Here is a 21644-nt window from a genome sequence, read left to right as displayed (position 1 = left end):
AACTATTGTCAATAAAAAAAGAGTAGTATTTTTTACTACTCTCTAATCTGGCCATTTCCTTCAATTTTGTATTGGTAAGAACACATTTCTTTTAAACCCAGTGGACCTCTGGCATGAAGTTTCTGTGTACTGATTCCAAGTTCTGCCCCAAAACCAAATTCTCCACCATCTGAGAATCTTGTAGAAGCATTATGATACACACAGGCACTATCTAAGCTATTCATAAATAATACAGCTGTTTCATTATTTTCAGTAATAATGGATTCTGAATGTTTTGTAGAATATGTATAAATATGATTGATTGCTTCTTCTACTGAGTCAACAACTCTAATATTCACAATATAATCATCATATTCTGTTGCATAACTGTCATCAGTGACATGTTCACAGTGAATGATCTGACATGCTACATCATCCCCTTTGATTTCTACTTTTTCAAAGGCTTTTTTTAGTTCAGGTAAGAACTTGTCTGCAACATCCTTATGTACAAGTATTGTTTCTATCGCATTACATACTGAAGGTCTTTGAATCTTTGCATTGACTGCAATAGTTAATGCTTTATTAAGGTCTGCATCCTTATCAACATATAGATGGCAGATACCAGCGCCTGTTTCAATAACAGGTACTGTTGCATTCTTAACAACAAACTGAATGAGTCCAGCACCACCTCTAGGTACAATAACATCTACATATTCATTGGCATGGATGAGTTCTCCTACGATGGCGTGATCTAGTTCTGTAATCAGTTCAATCGCACCTTCTGGTAAGATGTCTTTAGTGGCATCCTTCATGATTTCTACTAATTTCTTATTTGTATGAATGGCTTCTTTACCACCTCTTAAAACACATGCATTGCCTGATTTTAAGCAAAGAGAGGCAATATCTACAGTGACATTAGGACGGGCTTCATAGATAATTCCAAAGACACCAATAGGCACTCTCACTTTAGAAATTTCTAGACCATTTGGTCTTGTCCAGGATTCCATCACTTCACCAATAGGATCAGGTAATATAGCCACTTTCTTGACTCCATCACTTACTCCTACAATACGTTCATGAGTAAATAAGAGTCTATCCTGCATTGCTTTAGTCATATTGACTTCCTGTGCATGTTTCATATCTTTTTTATTGGCTTCTAATATTTCTTCACTATGTGCAATTAATGCGTCAGCAATTTTATCTAGTGCCTGATTCTTTGTGCAAGTAGGCATATTCTTTAAAAGACGTGCAGCAACTTTAGCACGCTTTAATTGTGTTTCTAATAATGTATTCATTATCTTTCCTCCAATACAACCATGTTATTCGCATGTACTACTTCATCATAGTCATGACGATGTAATACTTCGTCTATTTCAGAAGACTGGTGTCCTTTAATAAGTCTGATTTCATCACTGGCATAATTGACAACACCCTTCGCAATTGTATTTAACTCTTCATCCTTGATATCAACAACCTGTCCTTCTAGGAATCTACCTTCTACATCTTTAATACCTGTAGGTAAAAGACTGACATGTTTATCAACAATCGCTTTTCTACATCCTGCATCAACTATAATTGTTCCTCTTGGTTTAGTACGATAGGCAATCCAATGTCTTCTAGCATTCATATTTGTGCCAGAAGCACCATTGAACCAAGTCCCTTCATTATCTAAAGCATTTAATATACTGTTTTCTTTCTGTCCATTCACAATACACATATGACTACCTAATGCATTGACCATTTGAGCTGCTTTTAGTTTAGTCGCCATGCCACCTGTACCTAAACCACTGACTGCATCTCCTGCATAGCTTAAAATAGTATCATCAATCTTATCTACATAGTGGATAAGCACAGCATCAGGATCAGTATGAGGATTGCCTGTATAAAGACCATCAATATCACTGACAAGAATTAATAATTGTGCCTCTACTAGAGGAACAATAAGTGAAGCCAATGTATCATTGTCTCCTACCTTGATTTCATCTACTGCCAAAGCATCATTTTCATTAATAATAGGAACAACACCATAATTGAGTAATGCATTAATTGTATGGTTTAAGTTCATTAAACGATGACGATCATCAAAGTCATCATGGTTTAATAAGATCTGAGAACATTTCATATTAAAGACCTGGAATATTTCTTCATAGATTTCCATTAGTCTTGCCTGCCCAATCGCAGCTAATGCCTGTTTTTCCGGTAGTGTTTTCGGTTTACTGTCTAGTCCTAATGCGTCCATACCCGCTGCGATGGCTCCTGAAGAGACTAGAACAACAATATAACCTTCTCTTTTAAGTTTGGCAATCTGCCATGTTAACATCAATATTTTTTCTTTATTGATTTTTCCATCTTTGTCACAAAGTGAGCTTGAGCCTACCTTAATGACAATTTTCTTTACTTCTTCTATTCTACGTTTCATCGAAAACACTCCTTTATTGTTTAGTCTATTATAGAGGGTAAAACACTTTAAAAGCAAACAAAAACATACTGATTTTTGTCTTTTTACAAAAAAAGACTCCCAGCAAAGGGAGTCAAATGTATTAGTGGCTTAAAGTTTTATTTTCTACTTCTGTATTTAATAATTCTACGAATTCTTCAAAAGTTACTGTAGTCTGTTTCTTTTCACCATGTTTACGATAAGTCACAGTACCATTATCTCTTTCGTTATCACCAAGTACTAACTGATAAGGGATCTTCTTTAACTGTGCTTCTCTGATACGATAACCAAGCTTTTCATCTCTATTATCGTTATTTACTCTGAAGTGTGCTTTTCTTAACTTAGCCACAACTTCTTTTGCGTATTCATCATGATATTCAAGTTTAACTGGAATAACCTGAACCTGAGTAGGTGCTAACCATAGAGGAAGATTACCTTTTGTTTCTTCTAATAAGAAGGCAACGAAACGGTCTAATGAACCTAAGATTGCTCTATGAATAACAACTGGTCTTACCTTATCACCATTTTCATCAACATAAGTTAATTCGAATCTTTCTGGTAACTGGTAGTCTAACTGGATTGTAGATAAAGTAACATCATGTCCTAATGCACTCTTTACCTGTACGTCAAGTTTAGGACCATAGAATGCTGCTTCGCCTTCTGCTTCATAGAATTCTACATTCATTTCTTTTAATACTTCACGTAATTCGTTTTCACTCTTTTCCCATAATTCATCATTACCGAAATACTTTTCTTTGTTGTTCTTATCTCTTAATGATAAACGGAATGAGTAATCTTTGAAACCAAAGTCCTTATACACATCTAAGATTAAGTGTGCTACATTCTTGAATTCCTGAGCAATCTGGTCTGGACGACAGAAGATATGTGAATCGTTCTGTGTAAATGCTCTTGCACGTTCAATACCAGTTAAAGCACCACTTGCTTCAAAACGGAAATCGTTCGCAATTTCCGCAATTCTAACTGGAAGATCACGATATGAATGTAATGTAGATTTATACATAACCATATGGTGTGGACAGTTCATAGGTCTTAATACATATGCTTCATCATCTAATTCCATAGCTGGGAACATATCATCTTTATAATGAGCCCAATGTCCAGATTTCTTGTATAACTTAACGTTACCAAGAGAAGGTGTCATAACATGTTCATAACCTAATTCTAATTCTTTGTTCATGATGTAATCAGATAATAAACGTCTGACAGTGAAACCATTTGGTAACCACATTGGTAAACCTTTACCTACGATATCTGCAAACATGAAGATACCTAATTCTTTACCAAGTCTTCTGTGATCTCTTTCCTTTGCTTCTTCTAATAACTGAAGATGTGCTTCTAATTCTTCTTTAGTTGGGAAACATACACCATAAATTCTCTGAAGAACCTTGTTGTTCTTATCACCTTTCCAGTATGCACCAGAATGTTTGATTAACTTGAAGTTCTTACATAGTTTAACTGTTTCTACATGTGGACCACGACATAAGTCAGTGAAATCACCCTGTGAATAAGTAGTGATTGTACCATCTTCTAAACCATTGATTAAGTCTAGCTTATATTCATCATCCTTGAATTCTTCTAAAGCTTCTTCTTTAGAGACTTCATGTCTAACGATTCTCTTACCATCTTTACAGATTTTCTTCATTTCTTTTTCAATCTTAGGTAAGTCATCATCAGAAATAGTCTGATCACCTAAATCGATATCATAATAGAATCCTTCTTCTACTACTGGACCTACCCAGAATTTAGCCTGTGGGTAAAGATGTTTAACTGCCTGTGCTAATACATGTGCACATGAATGATTTAAAGTATTTAAATCTTTGTCATTTAAAAAATCGCTCATATTCTCCTCCTATAAATAAAAAGAGACCTCATCAAAGGACGAAGTCTCGTGTTACCACCTTTATTCGTTATGCAATGCATAACCTCTCATCTCTTAACGCGAGTTACGGAATCTCTTTCGAGTTCAGCATCACAGGGAGTACCTTTAAGTAAATATCATGGAAGTTTCCACCATTTCTTCCTCTCTAGTAAGCTTTTATCTTAAAGACATATCCTGTTTCGTAGCTTGTGCCTTTATTGTACACCACTTCAGTTAATTGTCAATAAAGAAAAAAAGGAATAGGTCACCCTATTCCTAATTATCAAAAATTATTTGATTGTAACGATTTCTAAGTAACTTGTTAAACCAGAAACACCTGGAGTACCACCAGTTACGATTACCTGTTCACCAGCTGAAATTCCGTTTTCCTTAGCGATAACCATTGCAAGATCCATTAAACCTTCTCTTGATTTCATAGATTTGCAAAGTACAGGCTTAACACCCCAGTTAAGAGCTAATTTCTTAACTGTATCATCAGATGGAGTTGGAGCGATGATTGGGCAATGTGGTCTATAACGTGACATACGCTTAGCAGTAGCACCTGTTTCAGTGAATGCGATGATAGCTGAAACGTTGAAGTTAGCAGCAATTTCAGCAACTGACATACAGATAGCTTCTGAAGAGTTAGAGTTATCAGCAGTTCTGATAGCTCTTCTTAAGATTGAAGCATAGTCTAAGCTTTCTTCGATCTTATGAGCAATCTTGTTCATAGTTAATACTGCTTCTTCAGGATATTTACCCTGAGCAGATTCACCAGATAACATGATAGCATCAGTACCATCATAGATAGCGTTAGCTACGTCAGATACTTCAGCTCTTGTTGGTCTTGGGTTTTCCTGCATAGATTCAAGCATCTGAGTTGCAGTAATAACGATCTTACCAGCAGCATTACATTTCTTGATGATTGACTTCTGGATTAGAGGTACATCTTCAGCAGGTACTTCTACACCTAAGTCACCACGAGCAACCATGATACCATCAGCTACTTCGATGATTTCGTCGATGTTTTCAACACCTTCAACACATTCGATCTTTGGTAATACTTTGATATCTGGCTTACCGTTTTCAGCAATTAATTTCTTAATATCTAATACATCCTGTTTTCTTCTTACGAATGAAGCAGCGATGAAGTTTACATCCTGTTTGCAACCGAAGATTAAGTCGTTCTTATCTTTTTCTGATAAGAATTCGAACTGTAACTTAGTACCAGGAACGTTGATACCACGAGTGTTCTTAACTCTACCATCGTTAGCAGCTACACAATAGATATCCTTACCTTCAACGTGGTCAACTAATAATGCAACCTGACCATCGTTAACTAAGATATAAGCACCAGGCTTAACATCCTTGTATAATTCCTTATAAGAAATTGTGAAACGATCTGAAGAACCAACAATTTCTTCTGGAGTGATTACTGAAACCTGACCTTTCTTGAATTCAGTGAATCCACCTTCGAAAGCACCAGTACGGATTTCAGGACCTTTAGTATCAAGCATGATAGCTACATCAGTACCTAATTCCTTGTTTACTTCTCTTAAAGTATCCATCTTTCCAGCATGTTCTTCATAGTCACCATGTGAGAAGTTACAACGCATTACGTTCATACCAGCTTTAATAAGCTTCTTTAACATTTCTTTATCCTGTGAAGCAGGACCAATAGTACAAACAATTTTTGTTTTTTTCATTTTTTCTTTAACCATTTTAGACTCCTTAATCAACCAAATAAATTTACACTCCGTTATATATATTTAACAAATCCACCAAGAAATTAACGTAACTTCTTAGCGTCTTCGTAAATACCAGCATCAGCTACATGCTTATGACTTAATACTTCTGTGATAGGGAAAGCAGTAATCTGACCATGTACTTCACCTACGCAAAGTCCACCTTTACCTTCTTCAAGAAGTTCTACAGCCTTAACACCCATACGGCTAGCTAAGACACGGTCTCTTGCAGTTGGTCTACCACCACGCTGTAAATGACCTAAGACATTTGCACGAGTTTCGAAACCTGTTGCAGCTTCGACTTTCTTTGCAAGTTCATTGACATCAGTGATATGTTCAGTAATAACCACGATTGCATGGTCCTTATCAGATGCCTTTGACTGTTTTAATCTTTCGATGATCTTATCTTCATCATAACCAGTATCAGAAGTGATTACTAGTTCAGCACCAGCTGCGATACCTGCATTAATCGCAAGGTCACCACATCTTCTACCCATAACTTCAAGGATAGTACATCTCTGATGTGAAGAAGAAGTATCTCTTAATCTGTCTAATGCTTCAACAATTGTATTTAATGCAGTATCAAATCCAATTGTGAAATCAGTATCAGGAATATCATTGTCAATTGTTCCTGGAAGACCAATACAATTAACTCCCATTTCTGTAAGTTTTAAAGCACCATTGTATGAGCCGTCACCACCGATGACTACTAATGCTTCCATACCTACTTTTTTCATCTGTTCGATTGCTTCTTTTCTGATTTCAGGATCTTTGAATTCAGGGAAACGAGCAGATTTTAAAATAGTACCACCATTATTGATGATGTTACGAGTACTATGACGATCGAATTTCATGAACTTACCTTCATGAAGACCTTTATAGCCAAGTCTAACGCCATAAACTTCGATACCCTTGTTAAGACAAGTTCTAGCTACTGCACGAATTGCAGCGTTCATTCCAGGAGCATCTCCCCCAGAAGTTAAAACACCAATACACTTAACCATTTTTTTCTCCTCTCAACTTATGCATTATATTTAATAACCATTCTAGCATAATTGTTCGTTCCTTACCATCAACAATTCTATTCCAATCAATTTTTTTAGTCAATAATTATTTCACAACATAGCGCTTTCATTTTAGAAACAATATTCTTTGCACGTAGCTGTTCACGTTTATCATTATATTTATTCGTGTAAATCGTTTCCAAGTCTTCAAAACCATATGCAGAAGTCATGAAAGTAGGTAATTCATTTAAGATACGATAGTCTAAAATCATCGCAAGAACTTCATCTCTAGACCAGTTAGTAACATTTTCTTCACCTACACTATCTAAGAGTAAATAAGGAATGTTTTTTACTAGATCCACTAAAGATGTATCTTCGTTTGAATTAAAGCTTGCTTTGACATCTGCCATAAGTGTAGGTACATGACATAAGCCTACTTCATAGCCACGTCTAGCTAATTCATTCATCATACCTGCCATGATTCTTGTACGATTTGGTCCGCCACATACTAAGAAGCCTTTTGTTTGTGGTCGATTGACATATTCAATCAATTGCTTAGTTAAAATCATCATACTTGCATCTTTTTTATTCATTGCTTCAGCTGCCATATCTTTCAAGCTAATAAGTGCAAGTCTTGTAGACATATTGTTGTAATGAAAGCGAGAAAGAAGCTGATCATTTTCATGCTTTTCAAGACCATATTGACAGCTTTTAACATCACGATGGACGTAAGTTTCATAGCTTAAAGTAATCTGCTGTCCTTTATTCATCTTAGGGCATTCATTGATACCATGGCAATGTAAACAAGGTTCATGATCATCTACATAGGCAAGTAAATCTACCCAAGCATCTTCTAGAGCCTTTTTAGTTAAATGATTCTTTTCTACGAATTCTCTAATATCCTGTCTTTTGATTAATTCCTGCAAGCTTTGATTTCTTGTATTTTCTAATTCTTTATCAAAAGAAAGAATCTGTCCTGCTTTTATCATCATAGATCACCTCCTAGACCTTCCATTAATCGTCTTAATTCTTCTTGATCCTGCGCACTGACTTCTACAGGTTTATTTTCTTTTTTCTTTGTAGTCTTCTTGATTGGTTTTTGAGTTTTCGTATTATGAACCTCCTGATACGCATCACGAGCTGTCTTTAACCCTTTTCTCACCCATGAAGCACCAATTGTTTCACAATAGTTCTTGTCTAGTCGTCCATTACTTCTACCTAAAACATATTCTATCAACATATTAGTGACTGCAGGAGTAAGTCCCATAGCCATCAATGATTCCGCAATATTGAGATCATGAAGAGCTGGTTCTTTTCCTCCCTGCTTATTCTTTAATAGCTGATAAGGTGAGATTGTCTCTAGATATCTAAAGTGCTTGTTTAAGTTATCATCATCAGTTTGTGGTGAAACATGCTGAATGGGCTGAGTGTGATAGACCTCTTTAAGTGAACTTGCTGAATCAGCACTATAGTAACGTTTAGCCTGTTCTACTAAAGCTTTACGATTAAACTTACCTTCCACAATCGCATCCTTAACCATTAAAGCAAGAGATAATTGATCTATCGCATAAAGAGTCGCAATCTGCTTAATTGTATCTTCATTACGATTCACTATTTTCATAGGAACCTGATAATCCTTCAATGTTTCATAGAAGAGAGTGAGATCATAATTAATAATTGGACGTTCACTTTCTTCTTCTTGATATCCTGATTCATGTTTCAATGGTTTGTTTTGTGATAAATCAATCGTAAAGACATCTTCAAAGCGTGATGTGACTTCCTCATATTCAGTGAGCTTTTCTAGTCCTGAACGGAAGTAATTCTTTGTTTTAGTATATTCTTCTACACCGATTGTCTTCTGTAATAAACCTGCAAGTATCTGGTTTCTAAAGAAGGCATTGACAGAAAGTGGTGTCATTAAGTGAAAGACATAGACTCCCTGCCCTTCTGATTCTTTATAGTAGGATTTAAGCAGGCTTAAACCTTCTAATGTCTTTCTTGCCTGGTCTAATTCTTCCAAGTCTAGATTTAAAGCCATAGTCAAGCGACTGATTGCACAAGGCTGATGGAAATGACGCATACGCATGGATTCTACATTCAAATACATATAAAGACTATAAGCCTGTGTTTTAAGTAATGGGGCATACAAATAAGTGAGAATATCACAATCATTAAGACTTAATGGTAATGAACGTTCACTTAAATAAACATCTGTCGCATATAACATCTTATTCCACCTTCTTTAATACTCTTAGTATTTCTTTTTCTAAATCATAATAGTTTGTATTGTTTCTAATGATATAGTCTGCACGTTGTTCTTTGTCTTCTAAAGACATCTGATTTCTAATACGGTCTAATGCCTGCGTACGTGTACAATGGTCACGGGATAAGACTCTTTGAATCTGTGTTTCTTTGTCACAACTGACCACTATTGTAGAGTCACATAAATCATCCCAGCCTGCCTCAAAGAGTAATGGTACATCAATAAAGACAATGTTGTTTTTAGATTGTTTAATTTTTTGTACAATAACACTTCTAATATAGGGATGTAAGATGCCTTCTAGATAGTTCTTTTCATTCGGATTATTAAAGATGATATCTGCAAGTTTTTGTCTATTGATAATGCCATCAGTAAGTACAGGAAAATGTTCAATGACCTGTTTAAAAGCCTCTGTACCTGGTTCTAAGGCATGACGTGAGATATCATCTGCATCAATGACTTCATAACCATGAGTGATCAAATAATAACTGACAGTACTTTTACCACTCGCAATACCACCAGTGAGTCCTATGACCTGCATATTGTTTCTCCAATACGTTCCATAAGTTCAATACAATCAATACTATCTTGATGACTCATACGATTACTTTCTACCTTAATATACGCAATAGCTTCATGACAGGCTTCTATTTCAGTATGGAAATCATCAATATCATAAGGGATTTCTCCTGTAAAAGATTCACCATTAAATGAAATAACTGCTTTTGTAGGACGATAGAATGGATCTAGTATGATAGTTCCTTTAGTACCTGTAATAGTCATATCTTTTCTTACTGGTCCATCAAGTGACGCTTCCATAAAAGCTTTGACACCATTTTCAAATTCTAGAGTAATCGAATCATGAACATCTACACCATGTTCTACTTTCACATCATTAGAAATAGAAACAACAGGACTCTTCACAAAATCTAAGACAGTCGCAATATTATAAATACCTGTATCATATAATGCACCACCTTGTTTTGGATCATAAATATAAGAATGTTCATCATAAGGTACAATGGATTGGAAATGGTTTTCTATAGAAACAATATCTCCAATAATACCTTTTTCTATTTCTTTATGTACTTGATTGATCATTGGAATAAATCTAGATTTCATGGCTTCCATAAAGAAGACATGATTCTTTTCTGAATATTCACAGAGTGTTCTTATTTCTTTGCTTGTTAAGGTAGCTGGTTTTTCTACTAAAACAGCTTTATGATGTTTCATTGCTTCTAATGCATACTTGTAATGAGAGGCATGTGGCAATGCGATATAGACAATGTCTACATTCTCATCTTCTAGTAACTTCATATAATCGTCATAGAGTTTTTCTGGATGATAGAGTTCTTTAAATTGTTGTCTTTTTTCTGGATTATGAGAAGCCCCTGCATAAAAGCATGCTTCATCAAAATGAGAGAGACTCTCACAGAATCTCTGGGCAATTCTTCCTAATCCTATGACACCCCAATTCAACATATTTAATACCTCCGTTTCTGACAGTGAGGACAATAATATGTTCCTCTTCCTGTAATTGTGATTTTCTTTATAGGTCCCTTGCATTTTGAACATGTTGTTTGTGCATGAACAGATAAAGTAACCTGAAATAAGCCATGGATACCATTGGCATCAAATGAATGGATGGTTGTCCCACCCTGGGCAATGGCTTCCTTTAAAATAGTACTGGATACTTCTATTAATTCTAAAATACGTTTCTTTGAAAGTCTATCTCCTCTTGTACGAGGATCCATACCCATTCTAAAACATATTTCATTCGCATAGATATTTCCTATACCAGTAAAAATAGATTGGTCTAGTAATAATTGTTTAATAGGTAAATGACTTTGATGAATACGTGGATAGATATAGTCAAATGTCGCTTCCATCGGTTCCTGTCCTAAACGACTCAGTGGTGGTATTTCATGATAGTGTTCTTTGTCTACTAACTGCATACGGCCAAACTTTCTTGTATCGTTATAACGAAGATCTGTGCCATCTGTCATATGAAAGATAATATGATCATGTTTATCATAAGGTTCATCTTTCATTTTTATATTATATTTCCCTTCCATTCTTAGATGAGAAATAAATGCATCATGATCTAAAATAAAGATCAAATATTTACCATATCTGTCTATATCACAAATAGATTGATGAATGAGTGTAGAGACAAATGTCTCTACATCTCCATCAATAATACGTGGATAGCGTACTTCTATAGAGTCTATTGTTTTATGAAGTACAAAGTTCTTTAAGGTTCTTCGTACTGTTTCTACTTCTGGTAATTCAGGCATTATTTTAATTCACACCAATTCTTGGCATAGTTGCCTTCTACAATAAGAGGGACATCCATCTTAATGCAGTGTTCCATCTTCTCTTTGACTAAAGACATAACTTCTTCTAATTCATCTTCAAATACATCAAAAATCAGTTCATCGTGTACCTGTAAGATCATCTGTGATTTAAGATTCTTTTCTTTAAGGGCTTTATCCACTTCAATCATCGCAAGTTTCAAAATATCCGCACCTGTTCCCTGGATTGGTGTATTCATTGCATATCTTTGCGCCTGCTGGCGTACCATGAAGTTCTTATCATTGATTGTAGGAATATATCTTTTTCTATTAAGTAGTGTAGAGACATAACCCTGTTTCTTACATGTTTCTACAACTTCATCCATATATGTTTTTACTTCTGGATATGTTTCAAAATATTTATTAATAAAGTCTCTTGCTTCAGAAATAGACATACCAATATCTTTAGACAGTCTAAATTCACTCATACCATAAATAATACCAAAGTTAACGGCTTTTGCCTGTGAACGCATTTGTGGAGTAACTTCTTCATCCTTTACGCCAAATACTAAAGCTGCAGTATGTCTATGGATATCTTTGCCTTGATTAAAGGCATCAATCAAATTAGTGACATGAGCCATATGTGCAAGTATTCTTAATTCAATCTGTGAATAGTCAAAAGATACAAGATAGCCATTATGTGATACAAAGGCTTTTCTAATGAGTTTTCCTTCTTCACTTCTAACTGGAATATTCTGTAAATTTGGATCTACAGAAGAGAGACGTCCTGTATGAGTAAGAGTCTGTTTATAGATTGTATGAATCTTGTTGTCTGGGAATACCTGCTCCTGTAGTCCTTTTAAGTATGTAGAAGAAAGTTTAGTCAACATTCTATATTCTAGTACTAATGGAACAACGGGATGGGCATCAATAATTTTTTCTAAGACATCCTGACTTGTAGAATAACCAGTCTTTGTTTTCTTGCCACCCTTTAATCCTAGATCTTCAAATAAGACCTGACCTAATTGTTTAGGTGAAGAAATATTGAATGTAGTACCTGAGATACGATAGATATCGTTGGCTAGTTTTTCAATTGTTTCATCAAAAGCTGTATCCATTTCCTTTAATACATCTAAATCTATTTCAGTACCTGCAAATTCCATTTCTCCTAAGATTCGTGTGACAGGAAGTTCAATGTTTTCATATAGTTCATACTGATTTTTATCTTTTAATTCTTTAGTGACAACATCTTTAAGTTCATAGATGGCTTTGGCTTTAGAGACAATATGACTCGCTAAGATGTCATCTTCTGGAATATGCTTCTTTGCACCTTTTCCAAATACTTCTTCATCATATTGCACACCTTCATAATCAAAATGTGTACAAACATATTTGAGTTCTTCTTTAATAGCTGGTTCTAAGACATAAGAAGCAAGTGATAAGTCAAATGTATAACCATTGATTTCTATTCCATTCCATCTAGAACCAATGACTGCACTCTTGATATCATAGCCATACTTTTTCTTATTTTCATCCTTTAAGTAAGCTAAGAATGATTCATCCTTTAATGCATTTTCATAAGAGATAAAATAAGCCTGTTCATCATTATAAATACCATATCCTAGAATAATAGAACGATGATAGTTTGTATCATAGATAGAAGGATAAACAGCACTGTCCTTTGTGATTTCAGGCATATGATCTACTATTTCTAGTTTCAATTCCTTTTTAGGTGCTGCTTCAGTCGTCATAGATTTAATCAAAGAATTCATATCATATTTTTCATAGAATGACTTGAGTGTTTCATAGTCATAACCCTGATATGTAGCTTTTTCTAAATCTACATCTATTGGTATATCTCTTAGTATTGTGGCTACTTTTTTACTCATCAAGGCATCTTCCATACCTGCTCTGATTTTTTCACCCATCTTACCTTTGATTTCATCCTGATGTTCCTGTAATCCTTCAATAGTGCCATATTGATGTAATAGTTTTAAGGCAGTCTTTTCACCTACACCTTTAATACCTGGGATATTATCAGAACTATCACCCATGAGTCCTAAGAAATCTCTAAACTGATCTGGCTTTAAACCATATTTATCAAGTAAAGTCTGTTCATTATAAATATCAAGTTCAGTGACACCTTTAACGGTACGATAGATTGTCGTTTGAGGTGAAATCAACTGATTGGCATCCTTATCTCCTGTATAAACAGATACTTTTAAGTTATTCTTTTCACCAAAGTCTACAAGTGTACCAATGATATCATCCCCTTCATAGCCTTCTACTTCATACCAAGTGATGTTATGAGCAGTTAGGTATTCTCTTGCAAGCGCAAATTGAGGAACAAGTTCCTGTGGTGTTTCTTTTCGTGTAGCTTTATATGTATCTAATAGTTCATTACGGAATGTTTTTGTACCATAGTCAAAAGCGACAATGACATATTTAGGATTGGTACTGATGATCTTCTCCACCATACGTGCAAAGCCATAGACACCATTAGTGGGAATACCATTACGATTGACCATATAGTTACCTGTATAGCTAGTAGCATAGAATGCCTTAAACAGTAATGAGTTCCCATCTATTAATATTAATTCTTCCATTTTATAACTCCTTTACTTGATTAATAATAAGAGATAAGCGATCACGGTATTGAACACGGACATTCATTTCCACAGTCTTACCTCTTTCTAATATATTCTTATAACGTTCATATTGGTTAGAGAAACAGACAAATTCTACCTGTCCTGTTTCATCCTGTCCTTCAATAAAAGCCATTTCTCTTCCTTTCTTATCTACAATAGCACGTACTGAACTAATAGAACATACAACTGGTATTGTACGATCCATATAGTTTTCTACATCTACGAGATTAACTAAAGGATGTTTGATCTTCTGTTTTACATAGACAATAGGATGTGTAGATATATAAAGTCCGAGTACTTCTTTTTCTCTTTCTAAACGTTCAAATTTATTTTCTCTTACTTCTTCAAAGATTGGTTTTTCATCAACCCCTAATTGTATATACTCCATCATGAGTGAAATATTCTTACGTAAATAGGCACGATTTTTATTAAATTCATCAAAAGCCCCTGCATCTATTAAACTTTCTAACATCTTAGATGAAAGAGAAGGTATACGAGCTAAGAAATCATACATATCTTTAAAGAGACCTTTTTCTCTTTCTTTAAGTATCATCTTATAACCTGCAGAACCTACATTCTTAATAGAGACTAAAGAATAACGAATACCACCTTCTTCTACCATAAAGCGTGAATAAGAGTAATTGATAGAAGGTGGGAGAATCTTAACTCCATAGCGTTTAGATTCTTCAATTGTACGCATCTTACTAGAAGCAGAACCTGATTCATTGGAAAGAATGGCTGCAAAGAAATAGAGTGGATAATTAGCCTTTAAGTAAGCTAATTGATAAGCCACATACCCATAAGCAACAGAATGACTCTTATTAAATCCATAGTTCGCAAACTTTTCTATCATCTGATAAAGCCTTGTGGCAACATCTTCTTTAAAGCCTTTTTTAATAGCCCCTTGAATAAATTCTTCCTTCATACCTGCCATCATGCTTTCATCTTTGCTAGACACAGCTTTTCTTAATATATCTGCACGACCTAAAGAGAATCCAGCAATAACCTGGGCAATCTGCATAATCTGTTCCTGATAGATCATAATACCATAGGTAGATTTCAAAATAGGTTCTAGTTCTTTAAGCAAGTAAGTAATATTGTTTTTATTCTTTCTACCCTCTAGATAAAGGGGAATATTTTCCATTGGACCTGGTCTATATAAGGCAATGGCTGCAACGATATCATCAAAGCATTCAGGTTTCATCTTCATAAGTAATGAGCGCATACCACTTGATTCTAATTGGAAGACACCTGTTGTATCTCCACGAGAAATAAGATGATAAGTACGTGCATCATTAAGAGGTATTGTGTTAATAGAGAATGTTTTTCCTAATTTTCTTTCAATATCCTTCATAATATAGTCTATCATAGTGAGGTTCTTTAAGCCTAAGAAGTCCATCTTAAGGAGTCCTGTTTTTTCAATATAATCCTTAGAGTACTGACTCATGATCATATCACTAGGACCAATAACTAAAGGAACTACATCTCTTAATGGTTCATAGGATAAGACAACACCAGCTGCATGCATAGTAATATTACGTGGTAAATATTCTACTAAGCTCATAGGCGCAATAAGACGTGAAAGAACTGGATCTTTTTGAATCATATCCTGAAATGAAGCACTTGTAGAATAGACTTCAGTAATACTTTTACGATGTTTAGGGGCAGTAGGAACCATCTTCGCAATCATTTCTAGTCTTGGTAAGGGGATTCCCATCACTTTTCCTATATCTTTTATCGCAACACGAGGACCATAGGTAGAAAAAGCGACAATCTGAGCCACATGATCATGTCCATATTTATCGCATACATATTGAATGACTTCATCACGACGGTCATCCTGGAAGTCTACATCAATATCTGGCATGGATACTCTTTCTGGATTTAAGAAACGTTCAAAGAGCAGATCATATTTTAATGGATCAATATTTGTGATACCTAAACAATAGGCAACAAGTGAACCTGCGGCAGATCCTCTTCCAGGTCCAACGAGTATACCATGTTTTTTTGCATATTGTACATAATCAAATACAATTAAGAAATAATCATCATACCCCATTGTATGAATAGTTTTTAATTCATAGAGTAAACGATCTTTATAGTCATCTGTGATAGGCTGATTTTTAAAGCGTTGTTTAAGTCCTTTAATACATAAATGTCTTAAATATGCCCCACTATCACCTGTAGGTGTTTTGTAGTGAGGAAGACCGTTTTCTGTCTTTTGGATAGACCCATAACAGTTATCAATGATTTCTTCTGTGTTTTTAATAATATCAGGATAACGACTAAAGAGTTCTCTGATTTCTTTTTCTGATTTTAAGTAACGGTCAGTTGTAAGTGGTTCATGATTCTTATTCAAAACTTCTCCTTTTTTAGAAGCTTGTAATAAATCTAATGTGAAAGCATCATGAGAATGCAAGTAACGCACATCATTTCCCCAGATACAGGGAATATCTAAGAACTGAGCATATTTAATAAGTGTTTGGTTACGAAGTGAATGTCCTTTAATCCCATCTTCTACAATCATAATACGATAAGAGGCACCAAAAAGACTCTTCATAGTCTTCATAAAGCTCATGACTGGTCGTTCTGTTTGTGCATGTGTTAATAAATCTTCTTTACTTGTTGCTTCTTGTTCGATGAGTCTATCTTCATATTCATGAGAAACTATATAAAGATGATCACGATAGTTGGATAAAGCTTTCAATGTGATAGCTTTATTCTCATTGAGATTAATATCACTCACAATACGTACTAAATCTTTATAACCAACATCATCACGTGCATAAAGTAATAAATGTATTAAATCATCATTAAACATAATAGAGGCGTTCACACCTAGTATTGGTTTAATTGAAGCTTTTGTACATGCTTCATAGAATTCATAGGCCCCATACATGTTATTATCATCTGTTAAGGCAAGAGCCTGGATATGTTTTGATTTTGCGTTATCTATAAGAGATTGAATAAGTATTGTACTCTCCTGAAAGCTATAAGCACTTTTAATCTGTAAGTGTCCAAACATAGGATCCTCTCCTTCCTTGTTCACCCATTATACCAAATTATCCCTTCTATTTATAGTTTCATAAAAAAAAGAACATGCCTAAGCACGTTCTTCGAGTTCATCCATTTTAGTCTGTATTCTTGATTGTACAAGATTAGCTACTTCTACGCTGTTCATATCCTTATATTCTTCATAAGGAATTGGTGATAGATAATGAATACCACAATCAACTCTCTTAATAGAGTTACTGTCTAATACTTTAAAACAGTTATGCATGACACATGGAATAATTGGCACCTGTGCATCCATAGCTGGTTTAAATGAACCACCCTTGAATTCTAATAATTCATTTCCCTTTTTAGAACGTGTCCCTTCAGGGAAGATGACATAAGGAATCCCTTCAGACATTTCCTTTTTAACCTGTCTCATAAGCTTCATAGAGGCTCTTAAGTTTGTACGATCAATGGCAGGATATTCCATGAATTCAGCCACATCTCTTAAAAAGATAACATCTAATAGTTCTTTTTTAAAGACAATCTTGAAAGGGCGTTCAATACTGTCAAATAATGCAAGGATATCAAATAATCCCTGATGGTTTGGAGCTACAAAGAAACCATCTGTTTCAGGAAGATATTCTGTACCTGTAATAGTTAGATTAACACGTGCTCTTTTAGTTGCTTTCTTTAAAAGTCTTCTTGTCCAGTCAATTCGTTCATCAAAAGGAATCGTATCCTTATGCTTCTTGATATGTTTTAACTGGAAAATCAGTACTGGTAATTCAAAGAAGAAACGAAGCACAATTAATATAAGTCTTTTCATTTTTGATAGATTTCTAGTGTAAATGTCTCAAATGGCTTTTCTTCTACGAGACGATAGTTATATTCAGAAAAGTCAGGGAAATATGTTTCTCCTGTATAATCACCAGGAATACGTGATAAAAGAATTTGATCACAATATGGAAGCGCCTGTTTATATACAGAAGCACCACCAGAAATAAAGAGGTCTTCACCACGTTCTTTAAAAGCTTTAATAGTGCCTACTAAATCATCTACCACTTCTACTCTATCATCTTCAAAATTATGAGAAAGGACAATAGTATGACGTTTAGGTAATGGTTTACCTATTGCCTGGTAAGTTGTTTTCCCCATTAATAATGTATGATTGAGCGTTGTACTTCTAAAGTGTTTAAAGTCTTCACTATTGTGCCATGGCATCCCATTGTCTGTTCCCTTTTTCCCAATGAGATTATTTTGATCAGCTGCGACAATAATAGTAATCATACACTGACCTTACCTTTCAATGGACCATGAGACTGATAACCTTCTAGCTTGATATCTTCAATCTTGAAATCAAATAGATTATCAATGTCTTTATTTAATACAAGATGAGGAAGAGGAAGTGGTTCTCTTTCAATCTGTGTCTTGACTACATCAAAGTGATCCTTATAAATATGCGCATCACCAATAGTATGAATGAATTCTTTTGGTTCATAACCACATACTTGTGCAAGCATACATGTAAGTAAGGCATATGATGCAATATTAAATGGAACACCCAAGAATGTATCAGCACTTCTCTGGTATAACTGACAGCTTAAATATTTCTTATCACTAGATACATAAAACTGCATAAGTGTATGACATGGTGGTAAAGCCATCTCATCTACCTGACTAGGATTCCATGCAGAAATAATATGTCTTCTAGAGAATGGGTTATTCTTTAAAGAATCAATAAGCTTCATTAACTGGTCAGTGCCTTCATTATTGAAGTTACGCCACTGTGCACCATAAACTGGACCTAAATTACCATGTGTCTTCGCAAATTCATCATCATTTTTGATCTTTTCTACGAATTCTTCTAATGTTTCACCATTGAAGTCTTCACTCTTCTTAAAGTCTTCATAAGGCCATTCATTCCATATTTTCACATTACGGTCTACAAGATATTTAATATTTGTATCACCTTTGATAAACCATAATAGTTCTTCCGCAATAGGACGTAAATACATCTTCTTAGTAGTAAGAAGAGGAAATCCTTCACGTAAATCATAGCGTGTCTGATATCCAAATACAGAACATGTACCAGTCCCTGTGCGGTCAGGACGGTCTTCACCATGTTCTAGGATATAGCGACACATATCTAGATATTGTTTCAAATTTTATTCCTCCTTTTATGCATTTGACCTCATGATAACACAAATAATCATAAATGGGATATACAAATACTTCTTCTTTGTATAAAAAAGAAGAAGTATTTCTACTTCTTCATCTGTTCACGGTAGTTTTCCATCATACCCTTGAATATTTCAGCACTTGTAGGAGGGGTAAATGTCACTGCGTTCGCACCTGCTTCAATGACTTCTTTAATTGTGTCTTCTGTTGGTCCACCTGTCGCAATAATTGGGAAATCCTTATCAATAGCGCGTAGTGCCTTAACGATTTCTACTGTTTGTTTTCCACCAGATACATTAATGATTTTAGCACCACTATGTAACATACGTTCTTCTAAGTCTTCATCTAGTGATACTACAGTGAGGACAATAGGAATATCAACTAAACGTGATAATTCTCTGATCATTTCTGTATGTACGGGAGCATTGAGTACAACAGCTGCTGCACCATGTAATTCTGCATCTAAGGCAATCTTGAATACTCTTGCACCATTAGTAGTTCCTCCACCTACTCCTACAAAGACTGGTTGTCTTGCGACACCAATAATCGCATTGGTGATCTGAATAGTAGGCGTAAAAGGATAAACAGAGAGAATGGCATCCGCGTTATTATTCGCAATGAGTGCGACATCCGTACTAAATAGTAAGCTTTTTATACGTCTACCATTCACATTAATACCACTGGCTTTGTACATCACTTCTGGCACTTCTACAGTATGTTTTAATGTAGATTGGATTCTTGGGGTCATTTTAGGGGTTTTCATTAAATCATTCATACATCTCACTCCTTTGAGTATTATTATACTCAAGTTATAAAAACAGTATATGAACAAAAGAAAAAAACCAGCAATGCTGGTTTTAGATTAAGAATGCGAAATAAGCGATAAATAATAAGAATAGTACCCAAACCATCTTATTGATATCTTTAGCCTGACCTGTCGCAATCATGCTGATGACATAAACGATGAATCCTAATGCGATACCATTACTGATTGAATATCCAAGAATCATAAAGATGATAGTCACAAAACCACTTGCCGCAAAGATCAAGTTATCCCACTTGATATCCTTTAACTGTGACGCCATTAAGATACCAACGATAACTAAAGCTGGGGCAGTGACTGCATCAGTAATCATAGATAATACTGGATAGAAGAATACTGTTAATAAGAAACAGATACCTGTTGTACATGCAGTTAAACCAGTACGTCCACCTACGCCTACACCTGAAGTAGATTCTACGAAAGATGTCACTGTAGAAGTACCGATCATTGAACCAAATACAGTACCTACTGCATCTGCAAGTAATGCACGTTCAACATTCACTAATTCACCATTTTCATCAATAAGATCAGCTTTAGATGCAACAGCTACTAATGTACCGGCTGTATCAAAGAAATCTACGAATAATAATGAGAAAATTGCAACGATACACTGTGGATGAGTGAACATTTCGTTGAACCCTCTTGCAAAAGCACCTACTAAACTGAAATCAAAGTTCACTGATACAAGTTTAGTTGGTAACTGTGGCATTCCTTTTAGTCCAAAGAATGAACCAAATACAACACCCACTACTGCAGTAATGATTAAGCCATAAAATACGGCTGCAGGCTTATTCTTTACTAATAATACTAATGTGATGATGATACCAAATAAAGCAAGTAATACTGTTGGATTCTTAAAGTTTCCTAGTGATACAAATGTAGATTCACTTGCCACTACGATACCTGCATTCTTTAAACCTACGAATGCGACAAAGAAACCAATACCTGCACCAATCGCAAGTTTTAACTGTGCAGGAATCGCATTAATAATCATACGACGGATGTTTGTCACTGTAATGATGACAAAGATGATACCTGACACGAATACACAGGCAAGTGCGCCTTCAGGTGATAATCCCATCTGTCCTACAATTGTATAAGTGAATAATGCATTAACCCCCATTCCTGGCGCAAGAGAAACAGGGTAGTTTGCCATTAATCCCATAAAGATGCTTGCGGCACCTGCAGAGATTGCAGTTGCTAAAAAAACACCCTGATGACTCATGTGTGCCTGTCCTAGAATGGCAGGGTTGACTGCAAGAATATAGGCCATTGCTAAGAAAGTTGTAATACCAGCTAGTATTTCAGTCTTAACATTTGTCCCATGTTCTTTTAAGTGAAATAATTTTTCCATTGTTTTCTCCTCTCAAAACAAAGCCCCATTATAGTACATAATTACA

Annotated in this window: 17 protein-coding genes; all 17 read right to left on the bottom strand. The window is 35.1% G+C overall.

All coding sequences use genetic code 11. The features are described 5' to 3' along the window. Nucleotides 1-35 precede the first annotated feature (35 nt). Nucleotides 36-1274 (bottom strand): glutamate-5-semialdehyde dehydrogenase, encoded by a 1239-nt coding sequence (locus DW269_RS01315; RefSeq protein WP_117458204.1) that lies wholly within the window; start codon nt 1272-1274, stop codon nt 36-38. Next, nucleotides 1274-2398 carry a glutamate 5-kinase gene (gene proB, locus DW269_RS01310; RefSeq protein ID WP_117458203.1) on the bottom strand — a complete coding sequence of 375 codons (1125 nt, stop codon included), beginning with the start codon at nt 2396-2398 and terminating at the stop codon, nt 1274-1276. Before proB ends, DW269_RS01315 begins: the two co-directional genes overlap by 1 nt. Nucleotides 2399-2519: 121 nt before the next feature. Then, nucleotides 2520-4277 carry a threonine--tRNA ligase gene (thrS, locus tag DW269_RS01305; protein ID WP_117458202.1) on the bottom strand — a complete coding sequence of 586 codons (1758 nt, stop codon included), beginning with the start codon at nt 4275-4277 and terminating at the stop codon, nt 2520-2522. 308 nt (nt 4278-4585) lie between these two features. Then, the gene (pyk, locus tag DW269_RS01300; protein ID WP_117458201.1) at nt 4586-6016 is read right to left on the bottom strand and encodes a pyruvate kinase; all 1431 of its coding nucleotides are present in this window, start codon (nt 6014-6016) and stop codon (nt 4586-4588) included. 68 nt (nt 6017-6084) lie between these two features. Next, complete coding sequence (gene pfkA / locus DW269_RS01295; RefSeq protein WP_006504907.1) at nt 6085-7044, bottom strand: 6-phosphofructokinase; 960 nt, start codon at nt 7042-7044, stop codon at nt 6085-6087. A gap of 95 nt (nt 7045-7139) precedes the next feature. Next, on the bottom strand, nt 7140-8036 hold the full coding sequence (locus DW269_RS01290) for a hypothetical protein (RefSeq protein ID WP_117458200.1): 897 nt from the start codon (nt 8034-8036) through the stop codon (nt 7140-7142). Beyond that, the gene (locus DW269_RS01285) at nt 8033-9271 is read right to left on the bottom strand and encodes a DnaD domain protein (protein ID WP_117458199.1); all 1239 of its coding nucleotides are present in this window, start codon (nt 9269-9271) and stop codon (nt 8033-8035) included. The genes DW269_RS01290 and DW269_RS01285 overlap by 4 nt, the downstream gene beginning before the upstream one ends. 1 nt (nt 9272) lies before the next feature. After that, complete coding sequence (gene coaE, locus DW269_RS01280) at nt 9273-9845, bottom strand: dephospho-CoA kinase (RefSeq protein WP_117458198.1); 573 nt, start codon at nt 9843-9845, stop codon at nt 9273-9275. Continuing rightward, nucleotides 9833-10786, bottom strand: coding sequence for a Gfo/Idh/MocA family protein (locus DW269_RS01275; RefSeq protein ID WP_117458197.1), 954 nt, complete (start codon nt 10784-10786; stop codon nt 9833-9835). Before DW269_RS01275 ends, coaE begins: the two co-directional genes overlap by 13 nt. A 2-nt stretch (nt 10787-10788) precedes the next feature. Beyond that, a complete protein-coding gene (gene mutM, locus DW269_RS01270; protein ID WP_117458196.1) occupies nt 10789-11601 on the bottom strand; it encodes a bifunctional DNA-formamidopyrimidine glycosylase/DNA-(apurinic or apyrimidinic site) lyase in 813 nt (270 codons plus the stop codon). Then, entirely contained in the window at nt 11601-14204 is a 2604-nt protein-coding gene (gene polA / locus DW269_RS01265; RefSeq protein WP_117458195.1) for a DNA polymerase I, read from the bottom strand. The genes mutM and polA overlap by 1 nt, the downstream gene beginning before the upstream one ends. Before the next feature lies 1 nt (nt 14205). Further along, the gene (dnaE, locus tag DW269_RS01260) at nt 14206-17271 is read right to left on the bottom strand and encodes a DNA polymerase III subunit alpha (RefSeq protein ID WP_117458194.1); all 3066 of its coding nucleotides are present in this window, start codon (nt 17269-17271) and stop codon (nt 14206-14208) included. Between the two features lie 78 nt (nt 17272-17349). Continuing rightward, nucleotides 17350-18069, bottom strand: a complete 720-nt coding sequence (locus tag DW269_RS01255; protein WP_117458193.1) for a 1-acyl-sn-glycerol-3-phosphate acyltransferase — start codon at nt 18067-18069, stop codon at nt 17350-17352. Beyond that, on the bottom strand, nt 18066-18530 hold the full coding sequence (locus tag DW269_RS01250; RefSeq protein WP_117458192.1) for a dihydrofolate reductase: 465 nt from the start codon (nt 18528-18530) through the stop codon (nt 18066-18068). The genes DW269_RS01255 and DW269_RS01250 overlap by 4 nt, the downstream gene beginning before the upstream one ends. Then, the gene (locus DW269_RS01245; protein WP_199409879.1) at nt 18527-19387 is read right to left on the bottom strand and encodes a thymidylate synthase; all 861 of its coding nucleotides are present in this window, start codon (nt 19385-19387) and stop codon (nt 18527-18529) included. Before DW269_RS01245 ends, DW269_RS01250 begins: the two co-directional genes overlap by 4 nt. A gap of 119 nt (nt 19388-19506) precedes the next feature. Further along, entirely contained in the window at nt 19507-20196 is a 690-nt protein-coding gene (locus DW269_RS01240; protein WP_006504896.1) for a hypothetical protein, read from the bottom strand. An 82-nt stretch (nt 20197-20278) separates the two neighbouring features. After that, the gene (locus DW269_RS01235) at nt 20279-21598 is read right to left on the bottom strand and encodes an NCS2 family permease (RefSeq protein ID WP_117458190.1); all 1320 of its coding nucleotides are present in this window, start codon (nt 21596-21598) and stop codon (nt 20279-20281) included. Nucleotides 21599-21644 lie beyond the last annotated feature (46 nt).

This window comes from Catenibacterium sp. AM22-6LB (assembly GCF_003435615.1).
GTDB lineage: Bacteria > Bacillota_I > Bacilli_A > Erysipelotrichales > Coprobacillaceae > Catenibacterium > Catenibacterium mitsuoka_A.
Note: the sequence above shows the minus strand (reverse complement) of the source record. Positions and strands in the feature narration are given on the sequence as shown.

What these genes read in the sequence shown, in the direction of transcription:
- DW269_RS01315 (WP_117458204.1), bottom strand. Translation starts at nt 1,274, where the DNA reads ATGAATACATTATTAGAAACACAATTAAAGCGTGCTAAAGTTGCTGCA.
- proB (WP_117458203.1), bottom strand. Translation starts at nt 2,398, where the DNA reads ATGAAACGTAGAATAGAAGAAGTAAAGAAAATTGTCATTAAGGTAGGC.
- thrS (WP_117458202.1), bottom strand. Translation starts at nt 4,277, where the DNA reads ATGAGCGATTTTTTAAATGACAAAGATTTAAATACTTTAAATCATTCA.
- pyk (WP_117458201.1), bottom strand. Translation starts at nt 6,016, where the DNA reads ATGGTTAAAGAAAAAATGAAAAAAACAAAAATTGTTTGTACTATTGGT.
- pfkA (WP_006504907.1), bottom strand. Translation starts at nt 7,044, where the DNA reads ATGGTTAAGTGTATTGGTGTTTTAACTTCTGGGGGAGATGCTCCTGGA.
- DW269_RS01290 (WP_117458200.1), bottom strand. Translation starts at nt 8,036, where the DNA reads ATGATGATAAAAGCAGGACAGATTCTTTCTTTTGATAAAGAATTAGAA.
- DW269_RS01285 (WP_117458199.1), bottom strand. Translation starts at nt 9,271, where the DNA reads ATGTTATATGCGACAGATGTTTATTTAAGTGAACGTTCATTACCATTA.
- coaE (WP_117458198.1), bottom strand. Translation starts at nt 9,845, where the DNA reads ATGCAGGTCATAGGACTCACTGGTGGTATTGCGAGTGGTAAAAGTACT.
- DW269_RS01275 (WP_117458197.1), bottom strand. Translation starts at nt 10,786, where the DNA reads ATGTTGAATTGGGGTGTCATAGGATTAGGAAGAATTGCCCAGAGATTC.
- mutM (WP_117458196.1), bottom strand. Translation starts at nt 11,601, where the DNA reads ATGCCTGAATTACCAGAAGTAGAAACAGTACGAAGAACCTTAAAGAAC.
- polA (WP_117458195.1), bottom strand. Translation starts at nt 14,204, where the DNA reads ATGGAAGAATTAATATTAATAGATGGGAACTCATTACTGTTTAAGGCA.
- dnaE (WP_117458194.1), bottom strand. Translation starts at nt 17,271, where the DNA reads ATGTTTGGACACTTACAGATTAAAAGTGCTTATAGCTTTCAGGAGAGT.
- DW269_RS01255 (WP_117458193.1), bottom strand. Translation starts at nt 18,069, where the DNA reads ATGAAAAGACTTATATTAATTGTGCTTCGTTTCTTCTTTGAATTACCA.
- DW269_RS01250 (WP_117458192.1), bottom strand. Translation starts at nt 18,530, where the DNA reads ATGATTACTATTATTGTCGCAGCTGATCAAAATAATCTCATTGGGAAA.
- DW269_RS01245 (WP_199409879.1), bottom strand. Translation starts at nt 19,387, where the DNA reads ATGTGTCGCTATATCCTAGAACATGGTGAAGACCGTCCTGACCGCACA.
- DW269_RS01240 (WP_006504896.1), bottom strand. Translation starts at nt 20,196, where the DNA reads ATGAATGATTTAATGAAAACCCCTAAAATGACCCCAAGAATCCAATCT.
- DW269_RS01235 (WP_117458190.1), bottom strand. Translation starts at nt 21,598, where the DNA reads ATGGAAAAATTATTTCACTTAAAAGAACATGGGACAAATGTTAAGACT.